The sequence below is a fragment of the Collinsella sp. AF05-9 genome, from assembly GCF_003465595.1.
GTDB lineage: Bacteria > Actinomycetota > Coriobacteriia > Coriobacteriales > Coriobacteriaceae > Collinsella.
The window spans coordinates 14401-38176 of sequence record NZ_QSBB01000022.1; the positions used below are offsets into that span (position 1 = coordinate 14401).

The window sequence follows — 23776 nt, forward strand, 5'->3', positions numbered from 1 at the left end:
TATCCTTACCGTATCTGCAGTTACTTGATCTTTGCCAGTACATCCTGAAACTTGGCGTAGTTGACCTTGACGCCGTCATCCAGGTCGATCTTAATCATCTGGTCTGCCAAGTGGTGCAACTTCTCCTCGTAGCCGATGGTCTCTTTAAGCTGGTCATTGAGCTTTTTGACACGCTTATCCAAGCGCACGCGCTCACCACGCTCAGCACTGGCAAGGGCATCGTTGGCATAGCCGATCTGCGAGCGATAGCGCTCCTGCTGCTCATGCACATAGTCGGTTCGGATGCGAGCCAACAGGTCGGGCTGATAGCGATGCATGTAAACAAGGCACTTGAAGCCGTTCTTTTTGCCGCTGTCGAACAGCCAGTAGATGGGGCGCTTCTTATAGGTCTGGCAGTGGTCCTTAAAGAAGTCCTTCAAAAAGTAGGTGCGGATGACCTCGCGCGAGGTGCCCTTGCCGCCGAGCGCCTCGGCAATAAAGGCCAGGTTCTGCTCGAGCGTCTCCTCGCCGTACACGGTGCGCACAAAGTCGATAAAGTAGCGCACGATGTCGTCGTCAAAGTACTCGTCGTCGGTAATGGGCAGCACGTTGTCGGCATCGGGCATAAAGGTCACATGCGCGGGATCGGGCATCTTGGCCCGATAGTCGTCGACCGTGGCACCCTGATCGGCCAGGACCAAGCCATCCACGTCCAGCGAGTAGCGGCCAAACATGCAACCCACGGCATAGCTTATGAGCGAGGTAATCTCGTCGCGCTTGGTGCGCACGTATTTGTTGCCCTTATAGCTCTCGGGAATCTCGTCAGCAGTGTCGAAGATGCACGCCACCGAGACGTACTTATCCTCGACCTCGATGGGCACCTCCCCCTCCATGTTGTAGATCTTGGCAAAGATTCGGTTGAGCTCTTCCTCGTTAGCGCGAAGCTGCTCAAAGCGAGCATTGACCTCGGCCTTGCGGGCTTCGTATTTATCGGCCAAAAGCGTTGTCATTGTGCCGCCTTCCGTTTCCCATGGTCTTTCAATTAATCGGTCGCCGTGAAGGAATCAGGCTCGAAGCTCAGCCCCATGCACAGCGCGATGCCGGTGCATCTCTCGCTCGAAAGCAGCTGATTCGTCTTAATTGCGCGATATGAAATCGCTCTCCTATCCAATGGAAGCTTTCAAATCGACTTCATGCCACACGTATTTGCCAAACACTCCCAATGCTGGACTAAACTCAAATGCGCTTTCTCGAGATTCGCTCCCTTCCGAAATTACAAGGAGCAATCGAGATCCCCCCAACAGATCGCGAGCGTTCCCACAGCGACAAATCGCGTGATAATCCTGCGGACCGACTGTATTCTCGGTAATCAAAAATGAAAGCGTCGCCAAACCAGATGGATCAAAATAGGGGGTACCATGAGCGGGAACGTCACACATGTGTGGCTCCCTACACTTTATTAAATCGAGCTGCAAAATCGCATCCATAATCGCAAAGTCCTCCGACTTTTCCTGATCAACGCACTTCAGCTCAATGCATATTTCTCTAGTCTCACCACGCAGAAAACGATCAACCGCCTGTCGGTCGTAATTTTGAGGTTCATAAATACAACAATTAGACATGGTTATTACCTTTCGAAACTACAGCCTCCTTGCGGAAGCAGCTTATCTTTGGATAATTTGATCTATTGCGCTTCCGGCAATAATACCCACGGCATCGGCAGTCCACTTCAGCGCCGTAGGCGTCTCTTTTAAAGCCTTGTCATGCTGACCGCGGCCAATCAAAGCAAGGCCCTTTTTCGTTATTTGTAAGCCAACGCTTTCTTGTGAAAACGCCAAATAATCGGCATCTTTCAACGACTGAATGCACCCAGCAACATCGACTGCCGGAATACCCCAAGCAGAAACGTCGATTTCGGAAATACGCTTGTTTTCAAGCTCGATAATCTGCCACAGCAGCTCCCTAATGATGTATGCATCTATAGGACGCTTCGCATCACAGGGGATGATCCACCTGAATGGGAAGGAGGTTTCTTTTACCGCACCAGAAATCAAATCAGCCCTACACCAGGCGGAAACATCTCGTTTATCGGCATTCCACTTTTCAGCACACTCCGCTGTAGTTCGTTTCGTCTCTTCGACAAGTTTGTAGGATTTAGCCACAACGCTCACCTACAACAGCGGATGACGTTTGAAATCCCAAGAGGTTTCAAACGAGTCGCAATCTAGCCTTGAAATGCCCAGACAATAATCCACCAAACCATCAACCGCCCCATGCTCAGCAGGCTCAATAGCGATGGGAAGCTTGGCGATATCACCGGGTTGGGCGTTTAGCGTGGGAACAAGGAAGGACGTTGCCGTTGCAATAACGGATGAGTTAAGCAACCCAAGCAAGTACTTCATATCGCAGACAGGAGGAAACATAGCCACGGCCGCAGAGTCAAACAAAGACCCGGAAGGCTGCATTCTAAATGCAATCTGTCCAGACGTAATTCTTGAATACGTGATGCACGATAAGAAGGCAATTGAATCCTTTATCCTGGATGCGCCAGGTGCCGCGGAAAGAGAGCGGCCATTCTTGGCATATTCAATAACGTGATCCCTGTTGCCATACCATTTCCTAAAGGAACCACCCTTATTGTGCGGATACCATTTTGCATCTAGGCTCAAACTGGATTCAGCAGAGTTACAAGCGACGCTCATGTCCCCAAGAGAGCATTCAAACCAATAGCGCAAAAAACGATCGTTATCACTTGTCTGCAAACCGACCTGCGGCTTGGCAAACAAGCCAAGCTTTTCCTTATTCGTAAACGCATCCAGAAGGGCATCGCTGGCCCAGTAGGCTATGGGGGTGCCGGGGATTTGTTTGAAGGTGTCGGCGTCGCGACGGTAGAACCAACCGCAGTCGGGGTTCTGGATGGCCTCTAGCGCCTTGGGAGCCTGAACCGCGGGGCCAGTAAAATCGGCAAGACGAACGTATCCGCCTTTATAACCATCGATATGCGAGTTGTGATAGGTAAACGTGCAGATGGGCACGGTTGCCCCTGCAAAGCCAGAATACTCGAGCTGAATGAGCGTGGTTAGGGTCTTGTCATCGATAAGCCTATTTCGAAGCTTCTCGTAGCTACCGATAAACATCCAAACAAATGGAGTCATCATTCCGACTTCGCCGTGCTCGCCAGCAAAGTCCATAATGCGCACGATGAACGAAGAGAACAGGTCACTCTTCACGTCGGGATAATTTCTCTTGACCCACTTGCTCATGAATGGATTAAAGCTGCTGCTGCCCATATACGGAGGATTCGCAACGGTGCAGGTAAAACGACGGGACAGCTTTTCACAGATGACGGCAGCGCTTTCGAGCTTTGTTTTGGTCGTAGCGGCAAAAAGGTCATCGGAACAACTCGCGGCGGCAGCCTTGAGCTCGTCGATCTCGTCCTCTGAAGGATTGAGCAGCGAACCAATCTCGCCCAAATGACTCAGCTCCTCGGCGAGCTTCTTGTTACCCGGCAGCTCGTCCTCCCCCAGCGGGATGCTCGAGAGCACGGTAACGTCGGCGCGAACGCCACGCCTAAAGAAGCGACGGTCGTGCTCGCGGGCGCACATAGCAAGCGCCAGCTCCGCGATCTGTGCCGCGCGGGAATCGATTTCCATACCTGCAAGGTTTTTAGTAAGAATGAGCTCGGGAATCTCGCGCTCACGATAGCCGCGCTCCTCGTACATATGGAAGAGCAGCTCAAACGCATAGACCAAGATATGGCCCGAGCCGCATGCGGGGTCGCAGAGGGTTATCTCCTCGGGACTCGAAATGCGGATGAAGTCCTCGTGCTCAGCATCGGGCTCGATGTAATACTCCATGCGCTCGCGTAACGAACTCCCCGGATTGTTGAGCATCCACAGACGGCCGAGCGAGTTCTCGACCATATAGCGTACGATCCACTCGGGGGTGAAGAGCTGCGTGGCGGGCGCGATGTCCGCCGCCGCTGCTTTGCGTTTTGCCTTGAAGAACTCGTCTTTGACGTCAGCGTTGTAGTACTGATACATCCAGCCCAGAACGGTCACGCCCTTGCGCCAGTCCTCGTCAGCGAGGATGGTGTTGAGTTTGCCCACCACGCCGTCGGACATCATGAGGCCCTGGGGCAACAGCAGCTCCATGGCTCCACCCACGCGCTCAAAGACGCCCGGCAGGCAATCGGAAAGCTCCTCGCACTGAGCAACAAACAGGTAGCGCCACAGCGGTTCATCCAAGCCCACCATCTTGAGCTCGGCTATGCGATCGGTATCGGCCGTCGCTATCTCTACGTCCAGTGCGTTCTCCACGGCCTCGCTGCCATGGCTGCCGTCCGCACGACTCAGCATGCGCATACGGCTGGGAAGCCATCCGCGTGCATCCATAAAGCGAATAGCCACGATGCGATTGAACCAGGTGTAGGCCGCACGGTCGCGCAGCGCCTCGTGACCCACCTCTGCCTGCATGCGCAGCAGTTCGTCGCGTTGCTCAATCTCAGCCGGACTTAGGGGCAGGCCGTTGACGGTCTCGGACCCAACGGGCGCGGGTGCAGGTTCGGTGATGCCGTAGCGCACCATCTGTGCCTCCACGCCTTTGATGAGCTCTGTACGGGCCCAGGTGCAGAAGCTCTTAAGAGCAGAATCGTTCATGGTTGATGAGCCTTTCTAAACGCCATAAGCCACCGGTGCGCGCTTTGGCACCGGTGGCTCCGCGGGTTAGTTGATACGGATCTCGTCGTTTGCAGCGAGCGCCTGCATAAGGCGGGAGCGCAGGTCGTCCACGTAGCGCTCCACGTCCCCTGCGGACAAGAGACGACTCGGCTTGGCCAGATCGGCGCGGCGCACAGTCTTGATCCTGCGTTGGGGCTTGGGCGCGGGCACGGGAGCAGACGATGCGGCGCCCTTGTTGGAGACCTTCTTGACCACCTCACCCGTACTCATGACCTCGGTGGTGCGGCGCTCGTTGTCCATACGCACGCGGGCCTCATCCACAGCGTCGTACATCTCGTTGGCCGCCGCACTGAGCCAGTCGCCCCAGTTAGTTGCAACAACGCTCAGTTCGTTGAGACTTTGAGCGCTGTGGGCACGGTTTTTGAACGACTCGTATTTGGTGCCGGCGTCTGCTATGGCATCCTTGGCCTGATTGACAAAGCCCTTTTGACTCTCGGCCTGCGCCCGCAGGTCTTGCAGATCGCTCTCGATGCGACACAAAAACTCATTGCGGCGGATGCCCATCAGCTTTTTCATGTCTTCCTCGACGGGATCCATAAGCGGCTGCAGGTCTTTAATACGGCCGTAGGGCTTGGGATCTTTGAGGATCTCGCGCACCTTTGCCACGTTCTCCACCGCGCTGGGAATGTCATCGGAGGCATACTCGATACCCTCGGTGCGGTTCAAGAAATCCCTGGCGTGGTCAAACGCTGTTCGTTGATTGGACTCGAAGAACTCAACCACCTTGTCAAAGTCTTCCTTGGCATCGAGCAAGCGCTCCTCATGCTTGGTGAACGTGGTCAAGAACGCCTCGGCCTCGTTCTGGTCCTTAAGGACGTCGGCCACCTCCGAGCGCATCTTCTCGCACTCGTCCTCACCGGGATACGGGTAGGCCGGCTTGATGCCCGTGTAGTAGTCGCGTGCTATGGCGAGGCACGCCTCGCGCAAGCCCTCAAGGCGCTCTTTGAGCTCGGCCACGAGCTTATCCTCGTTGGAGGGCACGGTCTTGAGGTCAAACAGGTCGCGCATGAGCTCGCCCGTGGCACGCAGCAACCGGTCGCTCATACGCACGCGCAAGCGCACCTGGGCCTTATCGGCATCCTTGCGCAGGAGTGCCACCATACGGTTGTTGTTGGCCTGGACCGTCTGGCCGCCAAACAACACCTGCGCGCGCTGCTCCACCACGAGCTGCGCCACCACATTGGCGATGTCGACCTCACGCCAGCCAAAGGGCCTTTGCTGGTACTGGCGTTGGATATCGCCCATAGCGGTATCCAGATGGCGCTGATGCTGCACTTTGAGGTAGTCCTCGACCTCCCTGAGCGCACGCGTGTTGCCCGCATCCATGCCATCGAGCCCCGCCTGGACGTTACCCGCCAGCGTGGAGCGAATATCGGAATCGTCCTCAACCGGCGCGCCGATGTAGCCAGCCTTTTCAAAAACAACGTCACACAGTTGCGCGAGCACCTGCTCAAAAACCTGGGCGGGTTTGGTGGCGCGAACTTCGACCATACGGCCGTTGACCGCGCAACGTGCATGGAGCACGGCCTCGCTCAAAAGGGCATCGGCCTCTTTTTCGTTATAGGCTGCCTCGCGCATTTTTGCCTCGACAATCTGGCGCGTACTCGGTTTAAGCTCCTGGAGATTTCGCGTCTTGGCGTACTTGCGGATCTTGGCGGCGTTGACGAGCGTCTCCCAATAATCCGCCTCGTCGCTCAAGGCCACGATGGCCTTGCCCGAAGAAGCCAAGGCCAGCTCAGTATCGTCCGCACGGCCCAGGTCGCTCGCCATAGTCGCCACGTAAAGCTCCATGCCGCCCATGCTGCCACCGTGGATTGAGCCGTCCACATAGCGGTCAAACGGGAAGTCGTTGGCCCCGCGGTTGAGCTTGCGCGCGGTATAGATGCTGTCGAACAGGCGCTTTTTGATAGACTCGATCACCTGCGCGTTATCGATCGGGGTGCGTGCGATCTCCTGTGCTATCTCCTGCTCCTCGTCGGTGAGGAAGCTATAGGTATCGCCCTGGCGCGCCACGTAGTTCTCGCGCTCCAGGCGGGTAAGGGACTCCTTGACGCGGTCCTTAAGGGCGCGTTTGTCCACGTCGAGGCCGTCAATCATGAAGATGGAGATGTTCTCGACCGTGGCCTTGACGTAGCCGATGTAACGAATCAGGTACAGGAGCTTGAGCACCTGAACATCGTAGGGTTCAAGGCCCTTTGCGTCCTCGGCCGCGCGGGTCGCTCGGTCGACCACCTGGTTGATGCCGTGCTCAAGGTCTTTGGAGATAGTGTCGAAGAAGCGCCAGAACGGCACGAGCGCGCCAGTCTGCTCATGCTGGATGGCCTGGGCACTCTCCTGGAACGCGCTCAGCATGGAACGCTCGCCCGTGGACATGTGCTTGGCCTTAACACCATGCTTGCGTACCTCGGTCATCACGTCGGGCAGGAGCTTAAACTGATAGCCCACAAACGGGTAGCTGGCGACAAACTCCTTGGAGTTGGCGAAGCCGGCAAGGTCGGAGCGCGAGCCACCCTCAAAGGTAAAGTTGTTTTTGAGGACGGCGGCGTCTTGCTCGTAGACCTTTTCAAGCATATCGGCCGCCGGCGCGGTCTTCTCGAGCACACGGCGTTGGATGACCTCGTCCACGCTGGAGCTGGAGAGCGAAAGGCGGGTATTGAAACGGCCCTGGATCTTTGAAAAGTCGTTGCCCACGGGCAGGCTCAGGTTGTCGATGGCCTCCTGGCTCGTGACCATCACCCACACGCGGCCACCGCAGGCGGCACCCAGCTCCTCGACGATGGTCTGAAGGCTCAGCATAAGGCTTGGGTCCTTGTCGTTTGTAATAAACTGACCCACCTCGTCGACCATAAAGAGCAAACGGAAGTTGCCGCCGTGGGCCGCTGCCTGAGCGTCTACGTAGTCCTTGACCTTTTTGGCAAAGACATCGGGGGCCAAAACCTCGTCCTCAGAACCCTCGAGCCAGTTCCATGCGGCCTTTTCGCTCATGCCGAGCACGCTCTGCAGCACCTCGACCACGTCGTCCTCAAAGTAGCTGTAGGTGTCGCGGGCCTGGAGCCAGGACTCGCCGTTGACGCGCTCAAAGGCCTCGCGGAACTCCTGGGTCTTGCCCAGGGAATCGATGTAGTCCTCGAGCTTTGCAAGCTTGAGGTCCTCGCCGTAGAAGCCGCGCGCCTCGTAGAACATGCGCTCAAAGCCGCGAAGTAGCGCCGTGGGAGCCGTATCACCCTGCTTCCACTGGCCCGCCTTGCTATCGATGTTAAAGAGGATGGCCTGCGTGGGCACCGAGCACGCGCGCTCCATGGCAGCCGCGACCATGGGGTCGACGATTTTGCCGTCAAAGTAGCGGATGGCGCTCTTGCCGCCGATCTGGCGATTCTCGAGCAGGTAGCTCAGCATCTTGAGGAAGTGCGATTTACCGGAACCAAAGAAGCCGCTGATCCACACGCCGATCTTGTCGGTGCGCGCATCGATGGCATCGCCGTAGGCCTTGAAGAACGTGGCAAAGTGCCCCTGCAGCTCGCGCGTCACCACGTACTCGTCAAGCTCCTGACGGATGGACTCGTCTTTTGAATCCTGGACCTTGACCACGCCGTTGATGGAGCGGTTGATGTCTTTTGCAAAGAGATCGCGAATGATCGTGTTGTCCATGGGTGCTCCTTTGGGTTTGGGAACGTTATGGCAAAGGGTTGTTACCGGCGGCAGAGCCTTGTCTGCGGGGAGCCGTGCTTACGAGATATCGATGGCGCGGTAGTAGTTATCGGCCGGCAGACGGTTAAAGAGCTGGAAAGAAGAGCCGTTGAAGCTGCCTGGATAGGCGGCGATCACCGGCAGGTCGGAAAAATCGACTTGCATGCAGTCGAGAAGGGTGTGAATACGAAAAAAGGGATAGACCTCGCCGGCACCGGTCAGAAGAATGACGTCGCCAGGTGCATGAGGTTCGGTTTGCTCGAGGATGAACGCGGCGATCTTCTCGGGCGAACAAAACTTGGCCACGTCCTCAAGCACACGCTGGGTGCCGCGGCGCTCCTCTTGGCGCGGAATGGCCTTGAGGACACGGCGCTTTTCGAGGATCGCCAGCACGGCGTCGTAGAGGTTTACGACCTTGAGCGTGCACGGGAGCTTGCCGGCCTCGGCATCGCGTGAAAGGGTGTCAAACAACGCGCGCGCCTCAAACTCCAGCGCAGGGTCGTAGCAGAAGGTATGGAAGCCGATCTCGTTACCTATGCCCTTGTTGGCCAAAAAGTCCTCGCTGCACAGGCACTCACGCAGGAGCTGCGCGCGGCGCTCAAATTCTTGGCGGGCGCGCTCGGAGCGGGCATGCGCCGCCACGACGCTCTGGCGGGAATGGATGCCGATATTGGTGGTGATGTCCGTCGCCGGGGTGATAGCAGGGTCGATGGCGCTGTTGACGGGAGCCACGCTACATCACCGCCCTGCCGGTAAGGGCCGCGATAAGCGACTGCTCACCCAGCTGAATCAAGGCTCGCTCGACATCGGAATCGAGGAAGAGTGGTGACAGGCGCTCGGACTCCGGGCCCTGACCCTCGCCGATAAGACCGGCATGGCGGAGCGTCTGGCGCAGCGAGCCTTTGATGCGCGTGACCGTGGACTCGGTCCAGCGGGCGGCGTCCGGATACTCCGTGGTAAAGCGCGTCATAAAGGCGTTGAGGTCAACCGCCGTAAAGGCATAATCAAAGTTTTGCAGGCGCTCCCCTACCTCGACGAGCACGAGCTCGCGCACGATGTCGTAGCGGCAGATCATGCTGTAGAAGATGGCCTGGTCCGCCTGCGTGGGAGTGCCGGATGCCATGAGTCTGGTTAGGGATGACACAGCCTCGACGGCGATATTGGAGTCGATGCCACGCACGGCGCATGCGGCGTCCGTGGGCACCATGGCGTCGAGGCGTCGAAGGCACACGGTTGCGCGGTTGGCGACCATGCGCTCCGTGGGATATTGAAAGAGGTTCTCGCTCTTTACGCGTACAATGACCTGCTCGTCGCTTGCGCCCTGCATACGAAGGGCAGCGACGATGCGCATCTCATGCGGGAGGAATTGCTCGCGGGTGAGCCCCCCCCCCCCCCGAACGCTTTTTGTGGTTATATCCACAGTACACGCTCCAAGGGTGTCAAAGGCTGTCACAAGTGCGCCGCAACCCGGCAGGCAGGTGCGGCGCACATGACAATAATCATACCTGTTGGTAAAAAAGTTACCACGCCCAGAGTGTCAAATGTTGAGCAACAAAATTAAATCTGGTTAACGGTCATTTTCGCAGCTCAGAAGCTTTGACGAGGTCGCCCCAAATCACACTTGCCAGACAACCGCGCTTACGAATGCAGGCACGCACACGCCCAACGCCATCCTCCGCTATATTCAACATAGAGTTATACACATGCTTCTATGTAAGGAGCTTCATATGTCTGTCGTAAAGTCTATTTCTGATCAGACGCGCGCACTAACTACCATTCAGGAACGCGAAGATCACATTCAACGTGCCATCGCTCGTGGCTACGACGACCTCACCAACGGTCGCGTACGCCCCTGGAAACAAGCAAAGGCCGAGGCGGATCGGATACGAGCCTCGAGATAATCCCTCCCCCATGTAACCATCCTGTAAATCATAGCGGCGCAGTCGAGTTTTACCGAGATGCGGTCGCGCCTGACGCTGCACTGTGCTAAAGTATCCCGAACGTTCAAACGACTACGAGGGGAACTAGAAGATGGCACGTGTGCACAACTTCTCAGCTGGCCCGGCCGCGCTGCCTACCAGCGTGCTCGCCGAGATCGCCGACGAGATGATGGACTACCACGGTTGCGGCATGTCCGTGCTCGAGATGAGCCATCGATCTAGCATGTACCAGCAGATCATCGACGACGCCGAGGCAACCCTGCGCCGCCTGCTGAGCATCCCCGATAACTACCGTGTTCTGTTTTTGCAGGGCGGCGCCACGCTGCAGTTTGCGGGCATCCCGATGAACCTCATGCGCCGCGGCCGCGCCGGCTACGTCGTGACCGGCAACTTCGCCAACAAGGCGTACAAGGAAGCCGCCAAGTACGGCGAGGCCGTGCTGCTCGCGAGCTCCGAGGACGCCAATTTCGACCGCATTCCCGCCATGGCCGACATCAACGCGCGCATTGCCGCCGAGGCCGCGGGCGGCGGGCTCGACTACGTCTACATCTGCCAGAACAACACCATCTTTGGCACCATGTACCACGAGCTGCCTAACTTCGGCGACGTACCGCTGGTCGCCGATGTCTCGAGCTGCTTTTTGTCGCAGCCGCTCGACGTCGAGCGCTACGGACTCATCTACGCCGGCGCTCAGAAAAACGCCGGCGCCGCGGGCGTCACCGTGGTTATCGTGCGCGACGACCTGATCGCCGACGGTCCAGCCTTTGCGCAGACGCCGCAGTACATGGACCTTAAGACCCAGGCCGCCAAGGGCTCCATGCTCAACACGCCCAACACCTTTGGTATCTACGTGTGCGGCAAGGTGTTCCGTTGGGTTGAGCAGACCGGCGGACTTGCCGCCATGGCCGAGCGCAACTGGGCCAAAGCCAACCTGCTCTATGACTTGCTCGAGCAAAGCGAACTGTTCCATGGCACCACGCAGGCCGACAGCCGCTCCATCGCCAACGTCACGTTCCGCACCGGCGATGCCGACCTCGACGCCGCCTTTGTCGCAGGCGCGGCCGAGCACCAGATTCAAAACGTCAAGGGCCATCGCCTGGTGGGCGGCATGCGCGCCAGCGTGTACAACGCCGTCACCATGGAAGACGTGCAGGCGCTGGCCTCGTACATGAAGGACTTCGAAGCGCAGCATAGTTTGAGCCCGCGATCTAACTAGCCCGCAACGCGCGGGCCGACCAGCCACTTCAAACCACCCTGCTTAGATCAAAACCTGCTAAGGAGTTTTTCCATGCGTAAGATTAAGACCATCGACGACATCACTAAAGACGGCAAAGTCGAGTTTGGCGAGGGCTACGAGTTTGTGGGCACCGCCGAGGAGGCCGACGCCATCCTGATGCGCTCGACCGACCTGCACGGCTACGAGCTGCCTGAGGGCATCCGCGCTATCGCCCGCTGCGGCGCCGGCGTCAACAACATTCCCGTCGAGGAATATGCCAAGAAGGGCGTCGTCGTCTTTAACTCCCCCGGCGCCAACAGCAATGCCGTCAAGGAGCTTGTCCTGGGCATGCTGGTGCTCTCGAGCCGCGGCGTGGTGCAATCGATGAACTGGGTGCGTGACAACGCCGACGACCCCGAGATTCAGGTCGATGCCGAAAAGGCCAAGAAGGCCTTTGTGGGCCGCGAGCTCAAGGGCAAGCGCATCGGCGTCATCGGCCTGGGCAACGTGGGCTCCAAGGTCGCCAACGCCTGTGTCGATCTGGGCATGGACGTCTACGGCTACGACCCGTTCATTTCCGTCGAGCACGCATGGGTGCTGAGTCGCGAGGTGCAGCGCGTGGGCACGCTCGAGGACCTCTGCCGCGGCTGCGACTACCTCACCGTGCACGTGCCCAGCAAGGCCGATACCATCGGCATGATCAGCACCGAGCAGATTAACCTGCTGGCGCCCGACGCCGTGCTCATCAACTACGCGCGCGAAACCATCATTGACGAGGACGCCGTCGACGCTGCCCTGCGCGAGGGCAAGCTCAGCTGGTTTAGCTGCGACTTTGCCACGCCCAAGACCGTCAAGATGCCCAACACGTTTATCACCACGCATTCGGGCGCCGGCACCGGCGAGGCCGAGGCCAACTGCGCCGACATGGCCATCAGCGAGCTCAAGGATTACCTGGAAAACGGCAACATCGCGCACAGCGTCAACTCCCCCGCCTGCAGCATGGGCAAGGCGCGCGCCGCAAGCCGCATTGCCTGCCTGCATGCCAACGTGCCCAACATGATCGGCCAGATCACGGCCATTCTCGCCAAGGACAACGCCAACGTGCAGCGCATGACCAACGAGTCCGCTGGCGAGAACGCCTACACCATGTTCGACACCGATGAGCACCTGGACGGCAGCACGATCGAGGCACTTAAGCAAATTCCGTCGATGTATCGTGTGCGCGTGATTAAATAGCGCCGGCGCCAATCCTGCCAGACAGACCACGAAGCCCATTCGCCCCCCGTTTTCACGAAACGGGGGGCGAATTTCGTGCTCCCGGCGACTTGAAAAGTGCTACCCAGAACAAGTTGTTTCGGATAATCGACAGTGAGGCCCTAGTCGCTAAGCACAACTGCTTTTACAAACAGCTTTATCAGGGGTTTTAGTAGGTAAAAAGCGATCTCTATATGCCAAATTGAAGTTGACTGTCCATTTTCCGAAATAACTTGTTCTGGGTAGCACTTTTTAAGCCAATTCCAAGAAACAATTGAAGCCTTTTCGCGACCAAAACCCTAGCTCACGCGACCGTTTTCCACCTGCACGGCTACATTCCCGCCCAATCGATAAAAATCTCCTCACGAAGCCGCCGTTCGAGCACCTGCTGCCGCGGCGTCTTGTCTTTCAACGGCATATCGAGATAGGACATGATGAGTTCCATCACTACGCGGAAGGCATCGGAGTCGACTAGCTGACCATAGGTCATCAGAACGACGGGATATCCCATCGTTTGCAAGGCCGTCGTTCGATCGGAGTCAGAGATCTTGGATTCTATGGATCCGTGTATGGCTTTACCCTGGCATTCAACAAGGCACTCTCGGCTGCCGTCCTTATTTGCCAGCAGGATATCGGCGTAGCGCCTATCAAGCCCCGAAATCAGGCGGGCGCTGCGCGTCATGCGAATCTCGACATTATTGGTAAGGCGCAGCCCTTCGCCGCCGCGCAACCTCGTAAGGCCAAACAGCATCGATGCCTGGACCTCGAGCGGCGATGCCGCCACCCCCGGAATGCATTTTGCGGCACGTGTGAACGATTTAGCACCACGGAGCCCCTGGATCTTATTGGCGAACTTCGTAAGTTCAGTGAGCTCGATCAAGGGCGGTCGTTTCCACAAGTCCGTTGGATTCCCCGAGGCATCCTTTACGTTTTCCCAGCCCGACCGTGCGTCACCCCACCGGCCCCCGTATGCCTGCTCAAGTGCCGACTTTACCTGAGGCGCAATCTTGCACACGGCAAAGGTGCCGCACATCTCATACATGCACATGATCAGACGCTCGTTTGAGACCGAGGAAGCCAGGGTCAGCAGGGTAAAGAGCGGGGACGCGACATCGAGGCCAAACTCTGTCTGTCGCACGGAGCCAAACGGCCTCTCTCCGTTCCAAACATGCCTGACAATGCGATCGCCCTTACGTCCGCAGCTGCCCTGCGCCAACACGTGTAACGGGGTGCCCAGGAAATGCGTGACGAGCGGATGCTCACATAGGTGCTCCCTGCGCGGATCGTCCGCAGAATCGGGCAGGTCCGGCATTATTGCCAAGACCTGTGGAGGTATCCGGTGATACCGAAAGGCAGATATGTCGCACAGCATGTCGTCCATGAAGGGTACGTACCCGCTGCGTCGCTTGTAAACCCGCTCGGACGGCAAACGCGCTGGCTCGGCCTGCGAACGGTAAATACTGCCACGCCCACGTCGCGGATCTCTCAGGAGGCTTACAATCGGTTTGGAAAGCAAACTGATTGTGAGGTTGCATATGGTTGATGAGGACTTTGCCTGGCGGCTTGCGCAGGAGCTTGTGCGGATCGACAGCTCAGACCCGGGCGCGTATGAGGATGAAATTGAGCGCTTCATTAAGAGGCTCATTGAGCAGCAGCTGGCACAACTTGATAGTTCTGCGCTCGATGCCGTGCAGATTGAGGAGCTCGAAGTGCTGCCCGGGCGCCGCAACCTTAAAGTCACCGTGCCGGGCCAAAGCGACGAGCCGCGGCTGATCTATATCTGCCACATGGATACCGTCACCTTGGGCGATGGCTGGGACGCAGACATCGCACCGCTTGGGGCGGTTGTGCGCGACGATAAACTCTATGGCCGCGGTGCCTGCGATATGAAGGGTGGCCTGGCCTGCGCTATTGCCGCACTGATCCATACGCTCGAGCGCGTGGCGGCGGATGGCGCGTTGCCCCGCCGCGGCTTTTCGCTCATCTGCTCGGTCGACGAGGAAGACTTTATGCGCGGCTCAGAGGCCGCGATCGATGCCGGCTGGGTCGGCTCGCGTGAATGGGTGCTGGACACCGAACCCACCGACGGACAGATTCAGGTGGCGCACAAGGGGCGCACGTGGTTCGAGATTGAAATGGCTGGCGTAACGGCGCATGCGAGCCAGCCGTGGAAGGGCGCGGATGCCGTCGCCGCCATGGCCGAGGTCGTGTGTTCGCTCCGTCGCGTGTTTGTGGCGCTGCCCGCGCACGATGAACTGGGGTCTTCGACCATCACGTTTGGCCAAATCGAGGGCGGATATCGCCCCTATGTCGTGCCCGACCGCGCCAAAGTCTGGGTCGACATGCGTCTGACCCCGCCGACCGATACGGCCGCCGCGACGCGCATGGTAGAGCAGGCCATCGCCGTCGCCGAAGCCGCCGTTCCCGGTTGCCATGGCAGCTACACCGTGACGGGCGACCGCCCCGCCATCGAGCGCGACCCGAACTCTCCCCTTCTAGCAGCGCTCAAGCGTGCCGCCGATGACGTGACGGACGCGGACACGACCGTCGGCTTCTTTACCGGCTACACCGACACCGCCGTCATTGCCGGCAAGACAGGCAACCGCAATTGCATGAGCTACGGTCCCGGGTCGCTCGCGCTCGCACACAAGCCCAACGAATATGTGCCCCATGCCGATATCGTTCGTTGTCAGCAGGTGCTAATCGCGCTCGCCGATAACGTGCTCTGGGACGCGAGCGGCCAAGTTGGGGCATAATAAGCCGCGAACAAACCGACTCGTGCGTTAGGACCGCCCATGAAAGCACTTCCGTTTCCCTGCATCCGCCCGGCTCAGGACCGCGTACTCGAGGCGCTGCCTGCAATGGGCAGCATCCTGAGCGGCAACGATGCTCTGCGCGGAGCCCTTGCCGATGGCCTGATGCTCAAGGACCCGGGTGCGGCGTATTACGTGTACGAATGCTCGGGCGAGCCGGGACGCGTGACGGGTGTCGTGGCGATCTGCCCGACGAGTGTACTTGCGGACGGCAAGGGCGATGGCAGCGCCGACGTGGCCGCCGCCGCGCGCGCGATCGCCGAGCTCAAGGTGCAGCCGCGCCCCGTGTCGCTCGCCTACGAGGCCTCGCCCGTCATGGATATCATCCTGTGCGCCGCCAAAGAGGGCGCGTCGCTCTACGCCGTCACCGACCCCGCGGGCATTACGCACCGCGCGTGGGAGGTCAAGCGCGAGGACGCCGTCGGGGCCATCCGCGCTATGCTCGACCAAGCACCGGAGCCGGCACTGACCGACGACCCCGCCTACGCCGCCGCTCTGACCGGGGCGTCGCAGCTGCTGGCCGATGAGGCCCGTGCCGCCGGAACGTACACCGGCAAGGAGCCGTTCAACTTTACCGTTGCCGTGCTCTTCCCCGCCGCGCAGGTCAGCGGCGCCGCGCCGCAAGTTCCGACAGGTCTGCTCACGCACCAGGTCGCGCGGTTCTAGCAAGACCAGACCGCCCAGCACAAAAATCGGCAGCTCAACAAACAGGGGGCGGAGATGCAGCAGGTACATGTATCTCCGCCCCTTTTGCGTCGAGAAGTAAGTCGGCGACCCGCACCGCCACGCCCAAACTACCCGCGCTGCGGACCCGCGGCAGCCACGAGCGGCTCAAGCCCCAGCTCGCGCGCGTAGTCTTCCTGCGTAAAGATCTCAACCAGTTCAAACGTATCGGTCGTATCGTCAAACACGAAATGCAGCACTGAGCAGTTGCCTGGCACGCGTTCGCGCTCGTCGGCCGCCGCGCCCCGCACGTGGTCCAAAAACTCCTTGATAGCTGAGCCATGACTTACCGCGAGCACGCACGTATGGTCCGGACGCTGCATAAGATCGGTCAGCGTCGCCACCATGCGCGTGCGCACCTGGATCTGGCCCTCGCCGCCAAACTGCCGATAGAAGTCGCGCCACGGGCGCTCGGGCATAAGCATCACGCGCTCGGCCTCAAAGTCGCCAAAGAACCACTCACGCAGGCCGTCCAGGCGCTCGTACGCCAAGCCCGGCCACAAGTTGGCGATAGTCTGCTCGGTGCGATGAAGCGTAGAGGTGTAGGCATGATCGGGCTCAATGCCGCGCGCACGTAAAAACATGCCGGCGCGCGCCGCCTGGTCGCAACCCAGCTGCGTAAGCGGCGAGTCACTCCACCCCTGAATGATACGCTTAAGGTTGAATATCGTCTGTCCATGACGGACCAGATACAGATCTTTATTCATAGGGGTCCTTTCGTTCGTTACCAACCCAAGAGCGAAAACGCCCCGTCGCAATAGCCAAAATGAAGCACGGCACCGTTGTCGGGTAGCTCTCCCCCGCCAGTCACATACTCAAGAAACTCCTGGCAGGCTGAGCCGTGGGAAACCGCCAGCACGCAGTCGTGCTGCGGCCTGGCCATGATGCGGGACAGCGCCGCGACCATGCGCGACTGAAGCTGCACTTCCGACTCACCGCCAAAGGCCACCGGATAATCGCCCCAGGGCTGCGGCGGCATCTCGCGATTTGATGTGCCCTCCAGCGAGCCAAAATGCCACTCACGCAGGTCATCGACCAGCTCAATGGAACGGCCCTCGCCAACGATAAGCTCGGCCGTATGCCGCGCCCGGCCCAACGGCGAGGAATACACATGATCAAAGGCCACGCCACGCGCCGCAAACGCCGTACGCGCCGTCAGCGCCTGCTCGCGCCCGCGCGCCGTAAGCGGCGAATCGTGCCAGCCCTGCAAAATGCTCTGCACATTGAGCTCAGTCTGCCCATGCCGCACCAAATACAGATCTGCCACACACCCTCCCCTCGTACCACCACAAAGGGGACAGGAGCCTTTGTGGTGATTTTGCCGCCGGATTGCACCGCAACGACGCACAACTACAGCAGCACGTCGGCAAGCGGACGCTTGGGTACGTGGTGCACCTGCGCCTCGTCGCGCCAATAATTGATGGAGCCGTCGGGGTTGGAATCGATCGCATCGATCACCTGTGTCTCGGCCGGAACGCCAAACGCCATGATCAGCTTGAGCTCATACTTGTCGTTATTGAGCCCCATGGCATCGATCGCGCGGGGCGTAAAGGCCTTGAACATGCAGGCTGCCACCTCGGGCGTGGCGCTGCGGGCGGCGAGCATCATCGTCTGCGCGGCAATGCCCGTGTCGACCTCGGTAATGGGAGCGGCGGGCTTGCCCGGAACGGCGCGCTCGGCCAAAATCGCGATGTAGCCGGTCGGACGCTCGCCCTCATCGGGACCCGGCCAATCCTTGAGCGCACCGGCCCACGCGAGCTCATCAAATACGCGCGCGCAGTCCTCTGCACCGCTCACCACATGAAAGCGTAGGCGCTGAGCGTTGGCGCCGCAGGGAGCCAGGTGCGCCAGTTCCGCCAGCTCGAGCAAAAACTCGCGCGGCACGCGCATGGACTCGTCAAAGCGGCGGCACGTGCGGGCGCGGCGAACCAACGCATCGAACGCGTCCAGGCCGAGCTTTTCGCAACCTTGCTTTGCCATCGACTCCACGCTCGACGGCACCACGGGAACTGCTTTGTTCATAGGGACCCCCCAATAAAACCCAATTGTTCTTAAGAAAATCTAACCTAAAACGTAGGCAATTACACTCAACGGCATAATGTTCCACAGCTGTTGAATATCCTACATCCAAACGGGAACAAAGGTAACAATTCGGGAAGATGAGGCTCCCATTCGCCCTTCCCGCCCCACGCGACGGTGCCCTTGGGCGATACTGGTTGCAGGAGCTGCGGCTTAGCCGCACGGAAAGGAGACATCATGGGCATCTTTAAGACCGATGACAAGCAATCGAGCGCGTTTGGATTTGACAAGAAAAGCATGGCAGGCAAGGCCGTCAAGGCCGTGCGCTGGATTTACGCCATCACGGGCGTCTTGGCGCTCGTCGCCGGCATCGCACTGCTGTTTGCGCCCGCCAAGTCCCTCGTCTTCCTAACGACCGTCTTGGGCTTCTATTTTGTGATCACGGCCGCGATCAGGCTGTTTACCGCTGTTTTCGAGCCGCTGCTGCCCACCGGCTGGCGCGTTACGAGCATCATCTCCAACCTGCTCATCATTCTGGGCGGCGTGGTGATCCTGCGCAACCAGGCCTTCTCGACCGCGACGCTCACCACGCTCGTGGTGGTCGTCGCCGGCTTTGGCTGGATCGTCGAGGGCGTCATGTCGATTCTGGAATCTGAGCTTTCCGCCAACCGCGCCCTCGCCATCCTGAGCGGCGCACTCTCCATCATTGCGGGCATGTTCGTGTTTATCTATCCGCTGTGGTCGGCCAAGATGCTCGTCATCTTTAGCGGTGCCGCGCTGCTGGTGTTTGGCGTGACGCTCATTGTCCGCGCCATTCAGTTTGGCAAACTGGTGCGCTAGATGCCAAAGACGCTTTTTATTGATGCCGACGCCTGCCCGGTCACACGCGAGTCGATCGACTGCGCGCGGAGGGCGGGCGTTGCCGTCGTTATCGCCGGCAACAGCACGCAAAACCTGGAACGCCACATTCGCCGCGACGATCCGCGCGACGTTGAGCATGCGCGTCGGGGCTTTTGGGTCACAACGCTCGATGTGAGTGTGGGAGCCGATAGCGCCGACTTTGCCATTATCGAGCGCCTGCAGGCTGGCGATGTGGTCGTGACACAGGACATAGGCCTGGCGAGTATGGTACTCGGACGCGATGCCGCCGCCATCGGCGTGCGCGGGCGCGTGTACGAAAAAGCCACCATCGATATGCAGCTGTTTATTCGTCACGAGGAAAAGAAGGTGCGCCGCGCTGGCGGTCGCACCCGCGGGCCGGCGGCATTTACCAGCGAAGATCGCGCCCGCTTTAAGCGCAACCTCATTGAGCTGTTACGCTGACCAAGGTAGATTTTTGGGCTTAGAGACCAAAGGCGGAGAGAACGAGTCCCCAGCCGGCGCCGATGACGTACATCATGACCAGAAACAGGGCGTTTTCGCGAGCGCTGCGGTTGGTGCGGAACAGCACCAGGTAGCCCACGCCAGCGGAAATGAGCGTGCCGGCGAGCATCGGCGCCAGCTGCAGCGCGCCTTCCAGGTACAGTTGCGTGATGACGACGCTGGCAGAGCAGTTGGGGATCAGGCCGACAAGCGCCGAGCCCAGGACGGCGAGCGTCTCATTGCCGCGCAGGAACTGCTCGATTGCGGACTCGCCGAACGTCTCGAGCACGGCGACCAGAATCAGCGTCACCAGAAAAATGAATACCGAAACCTGCACGGTGTGAGAGATCGCGCTGCGGATAATCGACACGACGGGCGCACCTTCGTGTGAGTGGGAGTGACCGTGGCCATCATGGTGTTCATGCTCGCCCTCATGTTCGTGATCGTGGCCATGTCCGTGTTCGTGCTCGTCCTCGTCTTCATCACAACCGCAATGGTCGCGCTCACACAGCTCATGGATGTGGTCGGCGCTCACGCCCGCCTCGGCAACCTCGTCGATGATGTCACCCCCGGTATGGTCGTCATGCGCACAGTTCACATGAGCCGGATTGGCAGCAGTCCCCAACACGGTACGGCGAATCGCCGCATGCGCACGAGCGTTGCGACGTAGGCCACGAATGGCGGCATCCACGATAAAGCCCGTGACCAGCGCAATCAACGCTTTCGAGGCGAGCAGCATCGCCATGGTCTGCATGGGAACTTGCTCGGCGAGCAACAGCGGCAGCATCTCGTCTGAGGTCGAGAGGAACACCGCAACCAGCGTGCCCAGCGTCACGACGCGACCGGCGTACAGTGTCGCCGCCATGGCCGAAAACCCGCACTGTGGCACCATGCCCAGCAACGAGCCAACCACGGGGCCGGCGGCGCCCGCGCGCTTGATAGCGCCGTTGACGCGGTCGCCCGCCACATGCTCCAGCGTCTCGAGAGCAAGATACGTCACCAACAAAAACGGCACCAGCGACAGCGTGTCCTTGCCGGCGTCGAGCAGAATATCAATCAGTAAATCCATGACGGATGGAACCTTTCGTGTCTTTCGGCAGCATTGTAAAAGTCCTAGCGGTCAACTAGGGTATTGTAGTTGTCCCGGGCGCGGTGCCAATAGTTGCCTATGGTAAACTATCATCTCGCCATAACTCAGTAACCTCGAGCCGCACAACGCGGCCCGTCCAAGGAGTAGCATATGAACGTATCGCAAGCACTCGAATACGAGCGCCAGCCGTTTATCCCCATGTTTATCTACGGCGACCACGGCGCCATGGAGTCCGAGCGCCAGAAGGGCGAGGAGGCCCTCAAGGTGCTCGAGACCGAGTACTTTACCGCCGAGGGCGACCCCGGCTTCGACTTTGCCACCGTGCGCGACCTGGCCGACCGCAACCGCGACCTGTGCGACCAGATTGGCGAGGCGCGTCTGCGCAACGTGACGCCCGCGACGCTCTCGCGCGGCCTGTCCGATGCCGACACCTGCGCCGCCATCGGCAAGATGCAAAAGCGCACCGCCGCGTCCGTTATGCGCGAAATCCGCGGCGACCGCGACGCGCTCGGCGTGGCCTACGCCCGCAAGCCCATCCAGGGCACCGTGCTCGGTATCGACATCGAGACCACCGGCCGTGCACCCGAGCGCGGCTATATCATCAACGTGGGCTGGGAGATCATGGAGCTCACCAGCGACGCCGTCCCGCATGACGCCGAGGCACACTACTGCGGCCTGCCCGACATCTACCGCGGCGAGGATGTGCCGTTGTCGAATATCCACCACATCACCTGGGACGACATCGACGGCAAAAAGCCGTTCCGCGAGAACAAAGAGCTGCAAAAGCAGCTGCTCAAGCTTATGAAGAAGTACCCGTACATGGCACACAACGCCGCCTTTGAGGACAGCTGGTTCAAGATCCACCTGGACGGCTACGCCGAGGCACGCCGCGCCGGCAAGATCATCGTCATCGACTCGCGCCAGATCTGCCGCAGCCTGGACGCCGACGTGCGCTCGCTCCCCCGCGAGTCCGCCCCAGCCGCGCTCGAGAACTGGGCGCGCCGCCGTGGAACCCTCGCCGCCGACGCCAACGAGCAGCACCTGGGCTTGGACGACACCGACCTCATGCTCCGCACCGTCCAAGCCGAGTTCAACCTCAAGAACCTATTCGCGAAATAACCGATCCATCTGCGGGAGCGCCTGCCAGGCACAGCGCAATCCGTCTGGGCACACCGGCACGCAGTAAACTAGGGCGCAGCCTTATGGCTGCACCCTAGTTTTCATCAAAACGAGCAAATACGCGTGCTTCACATAGTCGGCAGGTTGGCCCACCTACATTTTTCGAGTTGTTCGGCCAGCTGAACCACTAGTCAAGGCCCCTTGAACCGCAATCGAGCGCTATAGTCGCCCCAATTTCGCAACCAAGCCCTATAAATCTACCTGAATCAATTCGAATAGGACGTTGCGATCGCACCATTCGTATAGGATAAGGCCGAATAACTCAAATTATGTTGGTGAGGCATCTGAGCGGTCGGCAAAAACGCTTAGAAGCTACGAATCCGCAACTAAAGTTCACCAAAATGGGGCAGCCGACAGAAACCTCCCCAGCCGAAGCTGCCCCCCCTCAATACGACAGCTCAAAAACCCACCGTTCGCAGAAGATAAGCCGCGCCCCAATACCGTTGCCCGAAGTTTCGAGCGTATATGGCGTCCGCTATGCCATCATGCGCGTATGGGAATCGTTCTGTCACATACCACGGCACGCGCTGTATACCAAACAGTCAACTCGCTCGCAAGCCACGCGACCGATCCCATATCTATGGAAAAGATCAAGGTGTCTGCGCCGACCACGTCCAACCTGGAAGCGGCGCGAGCATGGCTCAACAGAAAGAATGTCGATTCTGAAAGCATCCATGTGCTGACGTTTTCCAATAATGCCAAAAGGCACCGCAAGGGCTGCATCTGCCACTGCACGCGCTATACGTTTGATGCAGAAAGCTACCTAGAACTCGAGCCGAACGTCTACATCGTCGATATCAAGCTGTGCGCGTTAGAAGCAGCAGCCGACCTCAACCTTTCGGAGCTCGTTGAGTATTACTTTGAAATCTGCGGCTCCTACGCGCTTGGAACGTCCGACGAAACTCAATATCGCGAGCGCCCAGCCCTAACCAGCGTTGAAGAGCTCAGAGCCTTCTTTTCAGAGGCATCGGGGTATCGTGGATCTAATAAAGCACTTAAGGCACTTTCTTATGTACGCGAAGGCTGTCGCTCCCCACTCGAAACGGCGTTTGTCATGATGCTGACAATGCCCAAGTCAATGGGTGGCTTAGCCATACGCGCTATCAAAACGGACTATCCGATCCCAGTCCCCAAAAGATACGCCGCCCTAACGCGACGGACGGTTTTCTACCTCGACGCGCTGCTCGAAAATTCGATGACCGATATCGAATACAACGGCTTTTACCACGACGAGCCCGAACAGCAATCAATTGACGAGGAACGCCGAAACACGCTGCGAAACATGGGATATGCCGTTATCACAGTTAGTCGTCATTCGTTTTTCAAGCAGTCCGCTTTTAGGCGGGTCATGGAAGCGATTCGCATTCGCGAGAAGATATGGCCCGGTCGACTCCCGGATAACTTCGCCATCCTGCAAGAAACTCTTCGTCAATTTGTCTTGCGGCGCTACTTCGAATACGGTCGCCGCGTCCTGGAGACACTCAAAGAAGAAGAGGCCGCCAAGCGCGAAATTGCAAGCCAATATCCGCAAGCTGATGACCCGAGCATCAACGATGTACCAGAACCCGACGACATGCAACACGTCGGGGCCCTTGCTGAGGAAATCAATGGGCCTTGGGAATGCGACATGTTCGCAAAAATCGATGAAAACCGCACGGAAGACGACACGATTATTGATCTAATTGAGAATTCGCTCTTCTAAAGGCGATCTCTGCGGATGTCCACGGTGGCGCGCGCAGACGTGGTGTAAGAGCGTCCCGAGGTCCGTCGCTGCA

The 23776-nt window shown here is 59.0% G+C and carries 21 protein-coding genes; 9 read left to right on the plus strand and 12 right to left on the minus strand.

Features of this window, described 5'->3' with window-relative positions; all coding sequences use genetic code 11:
- Window positions 1-20: 20 nt before the first annotated feature.
- From DWV43_RS07175 to DWV43_RS07200, 7 genes are all read right to left on the minus strand, one after another.
- Entirely contained in the window at window positions 21-989 is a 969-nt protein-coding gene (locus DWV43_RS07175; protein ID WP_117766911.1) for a hypothetical protein, read from the minus strand.
- 153 nt (window positions 990-1142) lie between these two features.
- The gene (locus tag DWV43_RS10075) at window positions 1143-1601 is read right to left on the minus strand and encodes a hypothetical protein (RefSeq protein ID WP_147346272.1); all 459 of its coding nucleotides are present in this window, start codon (window positions 1599-1601) and stop codon (window positions 1143-1145) included.
- Window positions 1602-1643: 42 nt separating this feature from the next.
- A complete protein-coding gene (locus tag DWV43_RS10275; protein WP_187365014.1) occupies window positions 1644-2141 on the minus strand; it encodes a hypothetical protein in 498 nt (165 codons plus the stop codon).
- Window positions 2142-2150: 9 nt separating this feature from the next.
- Window positions 2151-4637 carry a BREX-1 system adenine-specific DNA-methyltransferase PglX gene (pglX, locus tag DWV43_RS07185; RefSeq protein ID WP_117817623.1) on the minus strand — a complete coding sequence of 829 codons (2487 nt, stop codon included), beginning with the start codon at window positions 4635-4637 and terminating at the stop codon, window positions 2151-2153.
- A 66-nt stretch (window positions 4638-4703) separates the two neighbouring features.
- Window positions 4704-8366 carry a BREX system P-loop protein BrxC gene (gene brxC / locus DWV43_RS07190; RefSeq protein WP_117817622.1) on the minus strand — a complete coding sequence of 1221 codons (3663 nt, stop codon included), beginning with the start codon at window positions 8364-8366 and terminating at the stop codon, window positions 4704-4706.
- A gap of 78 nt (window positions 8367-8444) precedes the next feature.
- Complete coding sequence (locus tag DWV43_RS07195; RefSeq protein ID WP_055252037.1) at window positions 8445-9137, minus strand: DUF1788 domain-containing protein; 693 nt, start codon at window positions 9135-9137, stop codon at window positions 8445-8447.
- Window position 9138: 1 nt separating this feature from the next.
- Window positions 9139-9894, minus strand: a complete 756-nt coding sequence (locus tag DWV43_RS07200) for a DUF1819 family protein (protein WP_370446029.1) — start codon at window positions 9892-9894, stop codon at window positions 9139-9141.
- A gap of 238 nt (window positions 9895-10132) precedes the next feature.
- On the opposite strand from DWV43_RS07200, the gene DWV43_RS10195 reads away from it, so the two are divergent.
- The 3 genes from DWV43_RS10195 (at window position 10133) to DWV43_RS07210 (ending at window position 12797) form a co-directional block, all read left to right on the plus strand.
- A complete protein-coding gene (locus DWV43_RS10195) occupies window positions 10133-10306 on the plus strand; it encodes a hypothetical protein (protein ID WP_158549272.1) in 174 nt (57 codons plus the stop codon).
- A gap of 130 nt (window positions 10307-10436) precedes the next feature.
- The gene (serC, locus tag DWV43_RS07205; RefSeq protein ID WP_117817619.1) at window positions 10437-11561 is read left to right on the plus strand and encodes a 3-phosphoserine/phosphohydroxythreonine transaminase; all 1125 of its coding nucleotides are present in this window, start codon (window positions 10437-10439) and stop codon (window positions 11559-11561) included.
- Window positions 11562-11633: 72 nt separating this feature from the next.
- Window positions 11634-12797, plus strand: a complete 1164-nt coding sequence (locus DWV43_RS07210) for a phosphoglycerate dehydrogenase (RefSeq protein ID WP_117856215.1) — start codon at window positions 11634-11636, stop codon at window positions 12795-12797.
- A 349-nt stretch (window positions 12798-13146) separates the two neighbouring features.
- On the opposite strand, the gene DWV43_RS07215 is transcribed toward DWV43_RS07210, so the two are convergent.
- Window positions 13147-14196, minus strand: a complete 1050-nt coding sequence (locus DWV43_RS07215) for a hypothetical protein (protein WP_117817615.1) — start codon at window positions 14194-14196, stop codon at window positions 13147-13149.
- A 154-nt stretch (window positions 14197-14350) separates the two neighbouring features.
- On the opposite strand from DWV43_RS07215, the gene DWV43_RS07220 reads away from it, so the two are divergent.
- Window positions 14351-15571 (plus strand): M20 family metallopeptidase, encoded by a 1221-nt coding sequence (locus DWV43_RS07220; protein ID WP_117817612.1) that lies wholly within the window; start codon window positions 14351-14353, stop codon window positions 15569-15571.
- Window positions 15572-15610: 39 nt separating this feature from the next.
- A complete protein-coding gene (locus DWV43_RS07225) occupies window positions 15611-16294 on the plus strand; it encodes a DUF1015 family protein (protein ID WP_117817610.1) in 684 nt (227 codons plus the stop codon).
- A 128-nt stretch (window positions 16295-16422) separates the two neighbouring features.
- On the opposite strand, the gene DWV43_RS07230 is transcribed toward DWV43_RS07225, so the two are convergent.
- The 3 genes from DWV43_RS07230 to DWV43_RS07240 form a co-directional block, all read right to left on the minus strand.
- A complete protein-coding gene (locus DWV43_RS07230) occupies window positions 16423-17058 on the minus strand; it encodes a histidine phosphatase family protein (RefSeq protein ID WP_117817608.1) in 636 nt (211 codons plus the stop codon).
- 17 nt (window positions 17059-17075) lie between these two features.
- The gene (locus DWV43_RS07235; RefSeq protein WP_055252053.1) at window positions 17076-17618 is read right to left on the minus strand and encodes a histidine phosphatase family protein; all 543 of its coding nucleotides are present in this window, start codon (window positions 17616-17618) and stop codon (window positions 17076-17078) included.
- An 83-nt stretch (window positions 17619-17701) separates the two neighbouring features.
- Window positions 17702-18373 carry a nitroreductase family protein gene (locus DWV43_RS07240; RefSeq protein WP_117817606.1) on the minus strand — a complete coding sequence of 224 codons (672 nt, stop codon included), beginning with the start codon at window positions 18371-18373 and terminating at the stop codon, window positions 17702-17704.
- Window positions 18374-18607: 234 nt separating this feature from the next.
- Here DWV43_RS07240 and DWV43_RS07245 point away from each other — a divergent pair, with 234 nt between their 5' ends.
- Window positions 18608-19210: an HdeD family acid-resistance protein gene (locus DWV43_RS07245; protein WP_117817604.1), complete on the plus strand. Its 603-nt coding sequence runs from the start codon at window positions 18608-18610 to the stop codon at window positions 19208-19210.
- On the plus strand, window positions 19211-19693 hold the full coding sequence (locus DWV43_RS07250) for a DUF188 domain-containing protein (protein WP_117817602.1): 483 nt from the start codon (window positions 19211-19213) through the stop codon (window positions 19691-19693).
- A 19-nt stretch (window positions 19694-19712) separates the two neighbouring features.
- On the opposite strand, the gene DWV43_RS07255 is transcribed toward DWV43_RS07250, so the two are convergent.
- Entirely contained in the window at window positions 19713-20801 is a 1089-nt protein-coding gene (locus tag DWV43_RS07255) for a putative manganese transporter (RefSeq protein WP_117817600.1), read from the minus strand.
- A 171-nt stretch (window positions 20802-20972) separates the two neighbouring features.
- On the opposite strand from DWV43_RS07255, the gene DWV43_RS07260 reads away from it, so the two are divergent.
- Both DWV43_RS07260 and DWV43_RS07265 read left to right on the plus strand, forming a co-directional pair.
- Window positions 20973-21941 carry a DNA polymerase III subunit epsilon gene (locus tag DWV43_RS07260; protein WP_089572078.1) on the plus strand — a complete coding sequence of 323 codons (969 nt, stop codon included), beginning with the start codon at window positions 20973-20975 and terminating at the stop codon, window positions 21939-21941.
- 640 nt (window positions 21942-22581) lie between these two features.
- Window positions 22582-23703, plus strand: a complete 1122-nt coding sequence (locus DWV43_RS07265; protein WP_117817598.1) for a hypothetical protein — start codon at window positions 22582-22584, stop codon at window positions 23701-23703.
- Window positions 23704-23776: the final 73 nt, after the last annotated feature.